The sequence below is a fragment of the Pseudomonas fluorescens genome, assembly GCF_012974785.1.
Lineage (GTDB): Bacteria > Pseudomonadota > Gammaproteobacteria > Pseudomonadales > Pseudomonadaceae > Aquipseudomonas > Aquipseudomonas fluorescens_BT.
In genome coordinates this window covers 4,314,176-4,326,485 of the sequence record NZ_CP027561.1, presented here as the reverse complement: position 1 = coordinate 4,326,485, position 12,310 = coordinate 4,314,176, and the positions used below count along the sequence as shown (strand labels likewise).

The 12,310-nt window shown below is 61.5% G+C and carries 13 protein-coding genes and 1 pseudogene; 6 read left to right on the top strand and 8 right to left on the bottom strand.

Annotated elements, in window-relative coordinates; translation table 11 throughout:
• Positions 1-66: 66 nt before the first annotated feature.
• Together C6Y56_RS19520 and C6Y56_RS19515 are read right to left on the bottom strand one after the other, a co-directional pair.
• A complete protein-coding gene (locus C6Y56_RS19520) occupies positions 67-942 on the bottom strand; it encodes an alpha/beta fold hydrolase (RefSeq protein WP_169431264.1) in 876 nt (291 codons plus the stop codon).
• 142 nt (positions 943-1,084) lie between these two features.
• Positions 1,085-1,543 carry a VOC family protein gene (locus tag C6Y56_RS19515; RefSeq protein ID WP_169431263.1) on the bottom strand — a complete coding sequence of 153 codons (459 nt, stop codon included), beginning with the start codon at positions 1,541-1,543 and terminating at the stop codon, positions 1,085-1,087.
• A gap of 172 nt (positions 1,544-1,715) precedes the next feature.
• Here C6Y56_RS19515 and C6Y56_RS29615 point away from each other — a divergent pair.
• A pseudogene (locus C6Y56_RS29615) lies at positions 1,716-1,796 on the top strand (MetQ/NlpA family ABC transporter substrate-binding protein); the annotation flags it as partial.
• A 38-nt stretch (positions 1,797-1,834) separates the two neighbouring features.
• On the opposite strand, the gene soxR reads toward C6Y56_RS29615, so the two are convergent.
• Positions 1,835-2,296 (bottom strand): redox-sensitive transcriptional activator SoxR, encoded by a 462-nt coding sequence (soxR, locus tag C6Y56_RS19510; RefSeq protein WP_169431262.1) that lies wholly within the window; start codon positions 2,294-2,296, stop codon positions 1,835-1,837.
• A gap of 90 nt (positions 2,297-2,386) precedes the next feature.
• Here soxR and C6Y56_RS19505 point away from each other — a divergent pair, with 90 nt between their 5' ends.
• A complete protein-coding gene (locus C6Y56_RS19505) occupies positions 2,387-2,752 on the top strand; it encodes an antibiotic biosynthesis monooxygenase (RefSeq protein ID WP_169431261.1) in 366 nt (121 codons plus the stop codon).
• On the opposite strand, the gene C6Y56_RS19500 is transcribed toward C6Y56_RS19505, so the two are convergent.
• Genes C6Y56_RS19500 through msuE form a run of 4 tightly spaced genes read right to left on the bottom strand, consistent with a single transcriptional unit; the run spans position 2,749 to position 6,793 of the window.
• Complete coding sequence (locus C6Y56_RS19500) at positions 2,749-3,852, bottom strand: sigma-54 interaction domain-containing protein (protein WP_085710689.1); 1,104 nt, start codon at positions 3,850-3,852, stop codon at positions 2,749-2,751. The genes C6Y56_RS19505 and C6Y56_RS19500 overlap by 4 nt on opposite strands.
• Before the next feature lie 23 nt (positions 3,853-3,875).
• Complete coding sequence (locus C6Y56_RS19495; protein WP_169431260.1) at positions 3,876-5,063, bottom strand: acyl-CoA dehydrogenase family protein; 1,188 nt, start codon at positions 5,061-5,063, stop codon at positions 3,876-3,878.
• A 10-nt stretch (positions 5,064-5,073) separates the two neighbouring features.
• On the bottom strand, positions 5,074-6,219 hold the full coding sequence (gene ssuD / locus C6Y56_RS19490) for an FMNH2-dependent alkanesulfonate monooxygenase (RefSeq protein ID WP_169431259.1): 1,146 nt from the start codon (positions 6,217-6,219) through the stop codon (positions 5,074-5,076).
• A gap of 10 nt (positions 6,220-6,229) precedes the next feature.
• Positions 6,230-6,793 (bottom strand): FMN reductase, encoded by a 564-nt coding sequence (gene msuE, locus C6Y56_RS19485; protein WP_169431258.1) that lies wholly within the window; start codon positions 6,791-6,793, stop codon positions 6,230-6,232.
• Positions 6,794-7,183: 390 nt separating this feature from the next.
• Here msuE and C6Y56_RS19480 point away from each other — a divergent pair, with 390 nt between their 5' ends.
• The 4 genes from C6Y56_RS19480 to C6Y56_RS19465 all read left to right on the top strand — a co-directional run bounded on the left by C6Y56_RS19480 (position 7,184) and on the right by C6Y56_RS19465 (position 11,408).
• Positions 7,184-7,453, top strand: a complete 270-nt coding sequence (locus C6Y56_RS19480; RefSeq protein ID WP_169431257.1) for a hypothetical protein — start codon at positions 7,184-7,186, stop codon at positions 7,451-7,453.
• A gap of 101 nt (positions 7,454-7,554) precedes the next feature.
• Positions 7,555-8,169, top strand: a complete 615-nt coding sequence (locus C6Y56_RS19475) for a LysE family translocator (protein WP_169431256.1) — start codon at positions 7,555-7,557, stop codon at positions 8,167-8,169.
• 206 nt (positions 8,170-8,375) lie between these two features.
• Positions 8,376-9,542 (top strand): aminotransferase class V-fold PLP-dependent enzyme, encoded by a 1,167-nt coding sequence (locus C6Y56_RS19470; protein ID WP_169431255.1) that lies wholly within the window; start codon positions 8,376-8,378, stop codon positions 9,540-9,542.
• Between the two features lie 57 nt (positions 9,543-9,599).
• Positions 9,600-11,408, top strand: a complete 1,809-nt coding sequence (locus tag C6Y56_RS19465; RefSeq protein ID WP_169431254.1) for an aminopeptidase P family protein — start codon at positions 9,600-9,602, stop codon at positions 11,406-11,408.
• Here the strand turns inward: C6Y56_RS19465 and C6Y56_RS19460 are convergent.
• Entirely contained in the window at positions 11,401-12,309 is a 909-nt protein-coding gene (locus C6Y56_RS19460) for a LysR family transcriptional regulator (protein ID WP_169431253.1), read from the bottom strand. The genes C6Y56_RS19465 and C6Y56_RS19460 overlap by 8 nt on opposite strands.
• Between the last annotated feature and the right edge of the window lies 1 nt (position 12,310).

Genomic DNA, 12,310 nt, shown 5'->3' with positions numbered 1-12,310 from the left:
TGTTTCGCGATCGCAATCTCACCACGCCGCCGGTCGGCGTTGTGGTGAGCGGGAGGAAGGGATGGCTCAGCGCAGGAACGCCAGCGCTTCGGCGAGCAACAGTTGCGGGACTTCTTCGGCGAGATAGTGGCCGGCTGGCAAAGACTTGCCGCGCACGTCGGTGGCCACCTGCTGCCATTCGCTGAGCGGGTCGAAGCAACGACCGACCGTACCTTCGGCACCCCACAGCACCAGCAGTGGCAAGCTCAGATAATGGCCGGCCTCGAGGTCGGCGCGGTCGTGTTCCAGATCGATGCCGGCACTGGCGCGGTAGTCCTCGCAGATGCCGCGTGCGCTGCCGGGCAGCTTGAGGCAGCGCAGGTATTCGCCGAAAGCCTCGTCGGTAAATGGCTTGAGCCCGGCGCTGCGACTGCCCATGACGCTGCGCAGATAGCCTTCAGGGTCGGCTTCGATCAGGGTTTCCGGCAGTGGTGCCGGGCGGATCAGGAAAAACCAGTGCCAATAGGCCCGTGCAAAAGCTTCGTTGGTCTGGCTGTACATCGCCAGCGTCGGCGCGATGTCCAGCAGGACCATGCGCTGCACGGCTTCGGGATGATCGAGGGCCAGGCGATGGGCAACCCGCGCACCACGATCATGGGCAAGGATCGAGAATTGCTCGAAGCCCAACGCGTTCATCAATTCCACGCCGTCGCGGGCCATCTCGCGCTTGGAATAATTGAGATGAGCTTCATCCGCCGGCGGACGACTGCTGTCGCCGTAACCACGCAGGTCGGCGGCGACCACAGTGAAGTGCTCGGCCAGTTGCTCGGCGACCTTGTGCCAGATGACGTGGGTCTGCGGGTGCCCGTGCAACAACAGCAGGCCAGGCCCGGTGCCTTTGATGCGGTAGGTGATGTCCACGCCATTGACGTGGCGCTGATCTTTGACGAATCCGGCAAACATCGGGGGAGATCCTTTATTCAGGCGGGTGGCCTGCATCGTGGAATTGCCGGGCGTTCATGACAAGACGTGAAGCGTGGTTCGACGGTTCATGAATCGTGTAGGCCCATCCCGCGCGCTGCGCGGGAATGGACTCTCGCCGTTGCTAACCCTGCTGAAACATTTCCTTTGCCCGTTGCTCGATCTGCTCCTGGGTCAGATCTTCCTTGCGGGTGGCCAGGAACCACAGATGCCCGTACGGATCTTTCAACGTACCGCTGCGATCCCCGTAGAACTGATCCTTGACCTGGGACACGGCCGTCGCCCCGGCATCCAGTGCGCGCTGGAACGACTTGTCGACATCGGTCACGTACAGATGCAAACCGACGGACACGGCGTTGTCCGGATTGCTCAATGGCCCTTGGTCACAGGGTGTGCCAAGCATAATGGCGCTGTCGCCGATGCGCAGTTCGCAATGGCCGACGCGACCGTCAGGCATGCTCAGGCGCATGACTTCGGTGGCACCGAATGCTTTTTTGTAGAAGTCGATGGCTTCGGCAGCTTTGTGAATGCCGAGATACGGGGTAATGCTGTGATACCCCTCGGGAATAGGTTGAACGCTCATGGCGTACTCCTTTTTTTGTCGCCCTGTTTTTATGGGTGGTTGAAGGTGTGGCTTCGCCGGGGTTACCGGTCGCTCAACTATAGGCGTGTGTCGCCGGCCCGACCGAGTACCCGACGAGCAGTGTTCAGCCATCGACAGTGAAGCCACAGAATGCGCGGGTTTTTATCGCCCATTCGTCAAACCGACCCTGGCCAGGGAAGGCGTGGATCTGGACATCAAGGTCTTCACCGACTTCATCCGAGAAGGGCAAGAGCCTGTACATCGAGTTTCTGGTCGCCCGTCCCGACCACATCAACGACCCGGGACATCGAGAAAGTGCGCCCCCGGTCCTTGCTCGCCCAGCACATCACCCTGATTGCGCAGCGGACAGGCTTGCATCGACAGACACCCACAACCGATGCAACCGGTCAGTCGATCCCGCAGCAGCGTCAACTGATTGATCCGTTCGTCCAGCTCCCGCCGCCACTGCTCCGACAGCACCTTCCAGTCCGACGCCGTCGGCGCGCGGTTGTCCGGTAGCTGTTTCAACGCCTCGCCGATTTCCGCCAGTGGAATCCCCAGCCGTTGCGCCACTTTGATCAGCGCCACTCGCCGCAGCACTTCCCGTGGATAACGCCGCTGGTTGCCGGCATTGCGCTGGCTCTTGATCAATCCCTTGGATTCATAAAAGTGCAGGGCGGTCACCGCCACGCCGCTGCGTGCCGCGACTTCGCCGACGCTGAGTTGTCTGTGCAGATTTTCCGCAGTGACCATTTGAAAATTGCTCCTTGACCTCAAGTTAACTCGAGGTTTTACCCTGCAGGCCTTCGAACCGCAAGATTCACCTGACAGAGTGGGGATCTCATGCAAGCACCCGCAAAAAACCGCAGCTTCACCCAATTGATCGAATTCGAAATCGAGCCCGGCCAGCAACTGGCGCTGGTCTCGGCGCTGGCGGTGCAGACCGAACGTCTGGCCCAGCGTTATGCCGGCTTCGTCAGCGCCAGTGTCCAGGCCAGTGACGACGGTCGGCGAGTCTTGAGCTTTCTGCAATGGCAATCCCGCGAGGCGGGGGAGGCAGCGTTCCAGAGTTTCGAAACCGGCGAGCAGGACTTCTGGCAACTGATCCGCACCCATCAGGCGCGCACCGTGACCTTCGGTTCATTCCAGGTGCTGAGCAGCATCGCCCGCAGTCACGACGACGGCTTGCACTGCCAACTGGTCGGCTAGATCGACAACTGGATCAAGCGCTCGCCTTGCAGGTTTTCCGTGGGCCGCCGCTTGTTCACCGCCAGTTCGCCGATCTTGATCAGCCGCGTGCGGGTCACGTTGCGGCTCAAGCCGAGCAGTGCGGCGGTGTGTACCTGGTTGTAGTGGCAGAAGCGATAGGCCGAACGCAGCAACGCGTCCTCGACCTTTTCATGCAGGGCGCCGGCCTGTTGTTCGAAGAGTTTCTGGAAGGCACGTTCGAGCAGCGCTTCCGGTGAGTCGTCGACACTGCCGTGCTGATCGTCCGGACGGTCAATGCGCAGGTTCGACAGGCGCAGATCATCGCGCTCGATCACGCCGTTGCGGCAAATCAGCAGCGTGTGGTGGATGACGTTTTCCAGTTCGCGGATGTTGCCCGGCCAACTGTAGCCGCGCAGCTTGTGTTCGGCGCCGGGGCTGATGGTGATGCGCCCGTAACCCAGACGCTGACTGTAGGCCTCGATGAAATGCCGGGTCAGCGGCAGGATGTCGCCGGGCCGTTCGCGCAACGGGCTCAGCTCCAGATTGACCACGTTCAGCCGGTAATACAGATCCTCGCGAAAATGCCCGGCGTTGATGGCTTTCTCCAGTTGCACGTTGGTCGCGGCGAGCACTCGGACATCGATGGGAATACTCTTGCGCGAACCGAGTCGCACCACTTCGCGTTCCTGCAACACCCGCAGCAATTTGACCTGGATGGCCATCGGCAGATCGCCGATTTCATCGAGGAACAATGTGCCGCCATCCGCCTCTTCAAACCACCCGGCCTTGGCGCTGAGAGCGCCGGTGAAGGCGCCTTTTTCATGGCCGAACAGTTCGGCTTCCACCAGCGATTCGGAAAACGCCCCGCAGTTCACCGCAATGAACGGCCGGTTGCGCCGGTTGCTGAGGTTATGGATGTGCCGTGCCACCAACTCCTTGCCGGTGCCGGTTTCGCCGATGATCAGCACGCTGGCTTCGCTCGGCGCGACTTGTTGCAGATGCGCGAGCAGGGCCTGGGATTTCGGGTCTTCGAAGACCTGAGCGGTGGCGCGAATCGAAGTGGCCAGGGCGGGTGAGGGCGGCAGGGTCAGCAGTTGCATGGGTCTCGCTCCACGAAAGGAAATCAGGAATAGAACGTCGGCACCGGCAGGGCCTGATTCAGCGCCCAGTCGCCCAGCTCATGGAGTTTGTAATCCAGAGGGTCGTGCAGGGTTTGCGTGCGCAGGTTGCGCCAGTGGCGGTCGAGGCGCAGCGATGCGTGGGTCGAACGGGCGCCGGTGACTTCGAACAACCGGCTGCAAATCTCCAGGCCCTGGCGGCTGGCGGCGACCTTGGCCGTGGCAATCGCCGTGGCCAGATGACCGCGTTCTTCGGCGCTGAGGTTCGGGCCTTTGGCCCAGGCCTCGTCGAGCAACGCAGCGGCGCGTTCCACCAGCAGGCGGATGCCCTCGAGGGCGACCCAGAACTCGCCGTAATGGGCCAGCACATAAGGATCTTCACGCACCTCGCGCACCGAGGATTTGTGCCAGACACGGGTTTCGCTGAGGGTGTATTGCCGCGCCTCTTCAAAGGCACCTTCGGCGATGCCGAGAAACATGTGGGTGAACGTCAGTTGCGCGATCAACGGGCGCAAACAGGCGAACGGTGTGCTTAACGGGCCCGGATCCAGCAGCAGTTCCGATTCCTCGACCCGCACCCGTTCGAACGTGGCGCTGCCGCTGTCGGTCTGGCGCTGGCCGATGTTGTTCCAGTCGTTGTGTAGAGTGATCCCGCTGCGGCCGCTGGGAATCGCCGCGATCAGCAGTTTGCCGCCGTTGCTTTCATCCACCGCCGAGGCGATCAGCATCTGTGAATCGCTGGCGCCGGAGCAGAAGCTTTTCTTGCCGGAAAACTCGCGCCAGCCACCCAGGTCCTTGACCACGGTGCGGGTGTCCAGCGGATTGAGGGCGTTGCCCCAGAACCAGTTCTGCCGCGCGGTCTGTTCGAACCACGGTTGCCATTGTTCCGGGCGCGAAAACAGGCGCACGGTGGCGAGCATCAAATGATGAAAGCCGAAGACGTGGGCGATCGAGCTGTCGACCTTGGCGAACTCGCGCACGACTTCCAGGGTTTCGCTCCAGCGCGCACCGAGACCGCCGTAACGGGTGGGAATGCTCAGGGCCAGCAGACCGCTGTCGCGCAGGGCGTCACGTTCGGCTTTCGGCGTGCCGCCGCGTTCGTCGCGTTCGACGGCGGTCAGGGCGAATCCGGCGGCCAGTTGGCGGGCGGTCTGCAACGGGGAGAGCAGGGTGCTTTGCGGTTTGGCAGTCACTCGGTCTTCCTCAGGCGTTGGCTTTGGCGGGCAGTACATCGTTGGCGATCATTTCGCCGAACGGCCCGGTGAGGTTGGTCACGCCGCGTCCGGCCAGGCTTGCATAGGGCTCGGGCAACAACGGGAAGACCAGTTCGGCAAAGCGGTAGGCCTCTTCCAGATGCGGGTAGCCGGAGAAAATGAAACTCTCGATGCCCAGGTCCGCGTATTCCTTGATCCGCGCCGCAACCTGCTGAGGGTCGCCGACCAGCGCGGTGCCGGCACCGCCGCGCACCAGGCCGACGCCGGCCCACAGGTTGGGGGCGATTTCCAGGTTGTCGCGGCGCCCGTCGTGCAGGGCGGCCATGCGCCGCTGGCCTTCGGAGTCGAAGCGCGAAAAGGATTTCTGCGCGGCCTCGATGGTTTCGTCGCTGATGTGCTCGATCAGTTTGTCGGCGGCTTTCCAGGCTTCTTCGGCGGTCTCGCGCACGATCACGTGCAGGCGGATGCCGAACTTCACCTTGCGCCCGTGGCGGGCAGCGCGTTCACGCACATCGGCGAGTTTTTCGGCCACGGCTGCCGGTGGTTCGCCCCAGGTCAGGTGCACGTCGACCTGCTCGGCGGCCAGATCATGGGCTGCGTCGGAGGAGCCGCCGAAATACAGCGGCGGATAGGGTTTCTGTACCGGCGGATACAAGGCTTTGGCGTTCTGCACCTTCAGGTGTTTGCCTTCGAAATCCACTGCTTCGCCTTGCAACACGCGGCGCCAGATCTTGAGGAACTCGTCGGTGACTTCGTAGCGTTCGCTGTGGCTGAGGAAACTGCCGTCGCCACGGTTTTCGTCCGGGTCACCGCCGGTCACGACGTTGATCAGCAAGCGGCCGTTGGACAGGCGATCCAGGGTGGCGGCCATGCGCGCCGAGACGGTCGGCGAAATGATTCCCGGACGGATCGCCACCAGATAACGCAGGCGTTCGGTCAGAGGCACCAGCGCCGAGGCGATCACCCACGAATCCTCGCAGGAACGCCCGGTGGGAATCAGCACGCCGTGGTAGCCGAGGCTGTCGGCGGCTTGCGCCACCTGCTTCAGGTAATTGAGGGTAACCGGGCGCGCGCCTTGGGTGGTGCCCAGATAGTGACCGTCGCCGTGGGTCGGCAGGAACCAGAAAACATCCATGAACAGCTCCTCAGGCGATTTTCAGCAAAGGTTTGATAGGTGTGCCGAACAGCGGCGCGGCGCGTTCGGCGGCCAGGCGAATGCGCGCCTTGAGCGGTTCGCTGGTGATCTGGTAGTCGGTGAAATCGGCTTCGGTGGCGTACACGCCGATCGGCAGGGTCACTGCCTGGAAGAAACTGAACAGCGGGCGCAATTGGTGATCGAGGACCAACGCATGGCGTTCGCTGCCACCGGTGGCGGCGAGCAGCACAGGGGTGTCGATCAGCGCATTGAGATCGATCAGGTCGAACAGGTGCTTGAGCAGGCCCGGATAGGAACCGCGATACACCGGCGCGGCGACGATCAACAGGTCAGCCTGTTCGATGGCTTGCAGCTCGGCTTCGATCTCGGCCGGCAGTTCCTGACGCGACAGTGCGGCGCCGAGAGGACGGGCGATGTCACCGAGTTCGATCAGGTGACTCTCGACCGGCAAGTGCCCGGACAATTCGGCCAGCAGGGCCTGGGTCAGCACCAGGGTGCGGGACGGACGCCAGGTTCCGCCGGACAGGGCGACGACTTTCAGTGGACGCGACATGGTCAGTTCCTTTTTCAACAGTTGCTCGGCGAGCAGTGAGTAGTCACCGGAGCAGAGCAAGCGCTGTACCAATTCCTTTGAGGCCCGTATTGCGGGGCTTTGAGCGTTGTCGGTGGCTGTACTTTTGTGATTTTCAGGCCGGTTTGTTGAACCGCTGTTGCCTGGGAAACAGTTGCTGGAGCAACAGTGCCGAACGCGATGAAGGATTTATAAGGGCTGACTGTTATTCCGCAAAAGACTGTTAATTGATATTGATAGAACGTTTGTGAATATTTGAACCTGACCTGTCGGAAACCTGATAGCCACTATTGAGAGCGTTGATTTCTGCCACGGCCAGCTCGGGCGTAGCCTTTGCTCATCGACCAACACCCGCCACGGCAGGACGCTCCCATGAATCGTTTACTGACTGTTTCCCTGATGCTCGCTGTCTCCGTTCTCGCCGGTTGTGCGAGCCACGTTTCCCCGGAACTGCGCCCTTACACGGCGGAAGAAACCCGCGAACTGGCGCTGGAAACCCTGAATCGCAGCGGCTTGTCGTTCGAGGAATACCACGCGAAGAAAGCCCAGCTGCTCGGCCAGCCACAGAAGCCTTTCGGGTTTGATAACAAGGGTGAAATGAGCGCAGAGCGGGCGGTACAGCTGCACGGTCGTCCTAGCTGATCCGTAACTGTACTGCTCGAAGTTTTACCCAACTGTCTGTGGGTTTGCGCGGCGCCGTGGGATAGGGTCAACACCTGAATGACCCTGACGGACTGCCTGCCATGACCCTTTCGCTCGACCTGCTGCTGGGCTTTGCCCTGTTTGCCCTTGTCACCTCGATCACACCGGGGCCGAACAACACCATGTTGCTGGCATCGGGCGTGAATTTCGGCTTTAACCGCACCATCCCCCATATGCTCGGCATTACCTGCGGCTTCTTCGTGCTGGTAGTGGCGGTGGGTTTTGGCCTGGGCGCAGTGTTCCAGACCTATCCGTTGCTCTATACGGTCCTGCGTTACGTCGGCGCGGCGTACTTGCTGTACCTGGCGTGGAAAATCGCGCATTCGGGCCCGGTCAGCGATAGCGAGCAGGGTGATGCGAAGCCGATCAGCTACTTCGGCGCGGCGGCTTTTCAGTGGGTCAATCCCAAGGCGTGGATCATGGCCATCGGTGCCATCAGCACCTACACGCCGATGCAGGGCTATTTCACCAACGTGATCGTGATTGCGGCGGTGTTCGCCATCATCAACCTGCCGAGCGTCGGCGTCTGGGCGGCGTGCGGGACTTTGCTGCGCAATGTGCTCAAGGAGCGCCGCTGGTTGCGGGTGTTCAACTGGGGCATGGCGGCGCTGCTGGTGATTTCGCTGTATCCGTTACTCCTTGAAAGCATTAGCTGACGCAGTGCTACAACCGCCGGCCCGATGCCTGTTAAAGTCGCGTTCAGGAGCGTTCCTACGCACTTTTAAATGAAGTTGTTCTTCTTTAACGGCATCCGATCAGGTATTGATGACGCTCTCGAACCCGGGCGCAGCTCACAAGGCTGCGCCGTGCCGTTTGTAGACACGAGCTTCCTGATCCCGGAACACGCTCTGCGAGTCTTTTTATGAACACACGTGCGCTGTATTTCGATTACGCCGCCACCACCCCGGTGGACGAGCGGGTCATCCAGGTGATGATCGAGTGTCTGGGTTTCAATGGTAACTTCGGCAACCCGGCTTCCAGTTCCCACGCCTTTGGCCAGCAGGCCCGGCAAACGGTCGAGCACGCTCGCCGGCAAGTCGCCGAACTGGTCGGTGCCCAGGCGCAGCAGATCGTCTGGACCTCCGGCGCCACCGAATCCAACAACCTCGCGCTTAAAGGTGTGGCCCAGGCCCGTGGAGTGTCCGGCGGGCACATCATCACCAGTCAGATCGAACACAAGGCCATCCTCGACACCGCCCGGCAATTGCAGGACGCCGGTGTCGCCGTGACCTATCTGGTACCGGACGCCGAAGGCCTGATCACCCCGCAAGCGGTCAGCGAAGCGATGCGTGATGACACCTTTCTGGTGTCGCTGATGCTGGTCAACAACGAACTCGGCACCGTCAACGACATCCCGGCCATCGGCGAAGTGGTGCGTGGGCGCGGGGCGTTGTTCCACGTCGATGCGGCCCAGGGTGCCGGCAAGGTCGCGATCGATCTGGCGCAGTGGCCGGTGGACCTGATGTCGTTCTCGGCGCACAAGCTTTACGGCCCCAAAGGCATTGGCGCGCTGTACGTCGGCCCGCGTGCGCAGCAGCGCTTGCAGGCGCAGATTCACGGCGGTGGCCACGAGGGCGGCTTGCGCTCCGGTACATTGGCGACTCACCAGATTGCTGCCATGGGCTCGGCCTTTGCCCTGGCCGCCGAAGCTTTCGATGACGAGAAGAAAATCATCGTCGCGTTGCGCGAGCGATTGCTCGAACAACTCTTGAGCCTGCCCGGCGTACGCCTCAACGGCAGCTCCACCCAACGTATTCCGCACACCTTGAGCCTGACTTTCAGCGAAGGCGAGTTCAACCCGGCGGCGCTGAGCCATTCGATCGCGTTTTCCGCGACCTCGGCCTGCAATTCCGCGAGCAACGCACCGTCCCATGTTTTGCTGGCATTGGGGTATGACGCGCATCTGGCGGGGCGCACGATTCGCCTGAGCCTCGGCCGTTTCACCACCGCCGAAGACATCGACAAGGCTGTAGAACTGATCAAGGCCGCCTGCGCCAGTGCTCCGGCATTCTGGGCGACAGGGCTTTAACGAGCCGGCTTCGAACGGCACCAAACAATAACGATGAAGTGATTGGCAGGAGACATGATGAGTACCCAGACCTTGACCGAAGGAACGGTTCCCCAGCGCCTCGCGCACACCCGTGAACTGATGCGTCGCGAGGGTATCCACGCATTGCTGGTACCGTCCGCCGACCCGCATCTGTCGGAATACCTGCCGGGTTACTGGCAGGGCCGGCAATGGCTGTCGGGTTTCCATGGCTCGGTCGGCACATTGATTGTCACCACCGATTTCGCCGGGGTCTGGGCCGACAGTCGCTACTGGGAACAGGCGAGCAAGGAACTCAAGGGCAGCGGCATCGAACTGGTGAAACTGCAACCAGGTCAGCCGAGCCCGCTGGACTGGCTGGCCGAGCAGACGCCGGAAGGTGGCGTGGTCGCGGTCGACGGCGCAGTGATGGCCGTCGCGTCAGCGCGTACGCTGGGCAGCAAGCTCGAAGCGCGGGGTGCCCGTCTGCGTACCGACATCGACTTGTTGAAAGAAGTCTGGAGCGACCGCCCGGCGCTGCCGAATGCGCCGATCTATCAGCACCTGCCACCGCAGGCGACTGTCAGCCGTGGCGAGAAACTCGCCAAACTGCGTGAAACCCTGCAGGAACGTGGTGCCGATTGGCACTTCATCGCAACTCTCGACGACATCGCCTGGCTGTTCAACCTGCGCGGCGGCGATGTGTCGTTCAACCCCGTATTCGTTTCCTTCGCGCTGATCAGTCAGCAACAAGCCACGCTGTTTGTGGCCTTGAGCAAGGTTGATGCTGAGCTGCGTGCCGTGCTGGAAAAAGACGGCGTGACCCTGCGTGACTACAGTGAAGTCGCTGACGCCTTGCGTGCGATTCCGAGTGGCGCGAGCCTGCTGGTGGATCCGGCACGGGTCACCAGTGGTTTGCTGGATAACCTCGACAGTGGCGTGAAACTGGTCGAAGGCCTGAACCCGACCACACTGGCCAAGTCGCAGAAGAGCCTGGCGGACGCCGGGCATATTCGTCAGGCAATGGAGCAGGATGGCGCGGCGCTGTGCGAGTTTTTCACCTGGCTGGAATCGGCCTGGGGTCGTGAACGCATTACAGAGCTGACCATTGACGAGAAGCTCACTGCTGCTCGTGAGCGTCGTCCGGATTACGTGTCGCTGAGTTTCAACACCATCGCTGCATTCAATGCCAACGGCGCGATGCCGCATTACCACGCCACCCCGGAAGAACACGCGGTGATCGAGGGTAATGGCTTGTTGCTGATCGACTCCGGTGGACAGTACCTGGGTGGTACTACCGATATCACGCGCATGGTGGCCGTCGGTACGCCGAGCGAAGAGCAGAAGCGTGACTGCACCCGAGTGTTGAAAGGCGTGATTGCCTTGTCCCGCGCACATTTCCCGAAAGGCATTCTGTCGCCGCTGCTGGACGCGATTGCCCGTGCGCCGATCTGGGCTGAGAACGTGGATTACGGCCATGGCACCGGACACGGCGTGGGTTACTTCCTCAACGTTCACGAAGGTCCGCAGGTGATCGCCTATCAGGCAGCGCCGGCGCCACAAACCGCCATGCAACCGGGGATGATCACCTCCATCGAACCGGGTACTTATCGTCCGGGCCGCTGGGGTGTGCGGATCGAGAACCTGGCGATGAACGTTGAAGCGGGAAGCAGCGAGTTCGGCCAATTCCTCAAGTTCGAAACCCTGACCCTGTGCCCGATCGACACCCGTTGCCTGGAGCCGTCGCTGCTGACGCAGGAAGAGAAGCAATGGTTCAATGCCTATCACGCCGAAGTGCGCGAGCGTCTGAGTCCGCTGCTTGATGGCGCGGCACTGGAATGGCTGAACACGCGTACTGCCGCTATTTAAACGGTTGAAGCTCGGGCGCTGCTGCCAGCGCCCGGGTCATGAAATCGACAAACGCGTTGACCCTGGCGGACTGGCGACGGTTCGCCGGGAACACGGCGTGAATCGGCAATGATCGGGTCTGGTAGTCCTGCAACAGGGCGACCACTCGCCCCGCCTTCAAATCCTCGCTGAACAGCCAGACCGGTGACAGCGAAATCCCCAGTCCTCCCAAAACCATTTCGCGGATCGCTTCGGAGTTGTTGCTCTGTGCATTGCCTTTGATGCGCACCTCGTGATGTTGGCCGGCCTTTTCGTAGGTCCACAGGTTTTGCGATTCGAGCAGGTTGAATTGCAGGCAGTTGTGCTGTGCAAGATCCTGCGGCGATTGTGGGTGACCGTGGCGTTGCAGGTAATCCGGCGTCGCCACCGTGAGCCGGTGGGTAGTGCCGATGCGTCGGGCGATCATGCCGCTGTCGTTCAATTCGCCGATGCGCAGGCTGACATCCAGGCCTTCGTTGACCAGATCCAGGTTTTGGTCGTTCAGCTGCAGGTTGATCTGAATCTGTGGGTATTGCTTGAGAAAGTCGGGCAGTCTTGGAGCGATCTGCAGGCGGCCGAAGCTGACTGATGAACCGATTCGTAACGCCCCGGCGACTGTTTCCCGCCCCGACTGGAAACTGTGTTCGGCAGCATCCACCGCAGCAAGGATTTTTCGGCACTCGTTGTAGTACCGCTGACCTTCATCGGTCAGCGACAGCCTGCGCGTACTGCGGGCAATCAGCTTGCCACCCAGCTGGATTTCAAGGGCGCGCAGGACTTTGCTGATGGTCGGCTGGGTGGTCTGCAGTTCCCGGGCAACGGCGGAGAAACTGCCGCGTTCGACCACCCGGACGAAGATCGCCATTGCGTTGAGTTTGTCCATG

Excerpts from the sequence above, each read along its gene's own strand:
- C6Y56_RS19480 (WP_169431257.1), top strand. The coding sequence starts at position 7,184 with ATGAATCGTTTACTGACTGTTTCCCTGATGCTCGCTGTCTCCGTTCTC.
- ssuD (WP_169431259.1), bottom strand. The coding sequence starts at position 6,219 with ATGGATGTTTTCTGGTTCCTGCCGACCCACGGCGACGGTCACTATCTG.
- C6Y56_RS19505 (WP_169431261.1), top strand. The coding sequence starts at position 2,387 with ATGCAAGCACCCGCAAAAAACCGCAGCTTCACCCAATTGATCGAATTC.
- C6Y56_RS19470 (WP_169431255.1), top strand. The coding sequence starts at position 8,376 with ATGAACACACGTGCGCTGTATTTCGATTACGCCGCCACCACCCCGGTG.
- C6Y56_RS19515 (WP_169431263.1), bottom strand. The coding sequence starts at position 1,543 with ATGAGCGTTCAACCTATTCCCGAGGGGTATCACAGCATTACCCCGTAT.
- C6Y56_RS19475 (WP_169431256.1), top strand. The coding sequence starts at position 7,555 with ATGACCCTTTCGCTCGACCTGCTGCTGGGCTTTGCCCTGTTTGCCCTT.
- C6Y56_RS19500 (WP_085710689.1), bottom strand. The coding sequence starts at position 3,852 with ATGCAACTGCTGACCCTGCCGCCCTCACCCGCCCTGGCCACTTCGATT.
- soxR (WP_169431262.1), bottom strand. The coding sequence starts at position 2,296 with ATGGTCACTGCGGAAAATCTGCACAGACAACTCAGCGTCGGCGAAGTC.
- C6Y56_RS19460 (WP_169431253.1), bottom strand. The coding sequence starts at position 12,309 with ATGGACAAACTCAACGCAATGGCGATCTTCGTCCGGGTGGTCGAACGC.
- C6Y56_RS19520 (WP_169431264.1), bottom strand. The coding sequence starts at position 942 with ATGTTTGCCGGATTCGTCAAAGATCAGCGCCACGTCAATGGCGTGGAC.
- C6Y56_RS19465 (WP_169431254.1), top strand. The coding sequence starts at position 9,600 with ATGAGTACCCAGACCTTGACCGAAGGAACGGTTCCCCAGCGCCTCGCG.
- msuE (WP_169431258.1), bottom strand. The coding sequence starts at position 6,793 with ATGTCGCGTCCACTGAAAGTCGTCGCCCTGTCCGGCGGAACCTGGCGT.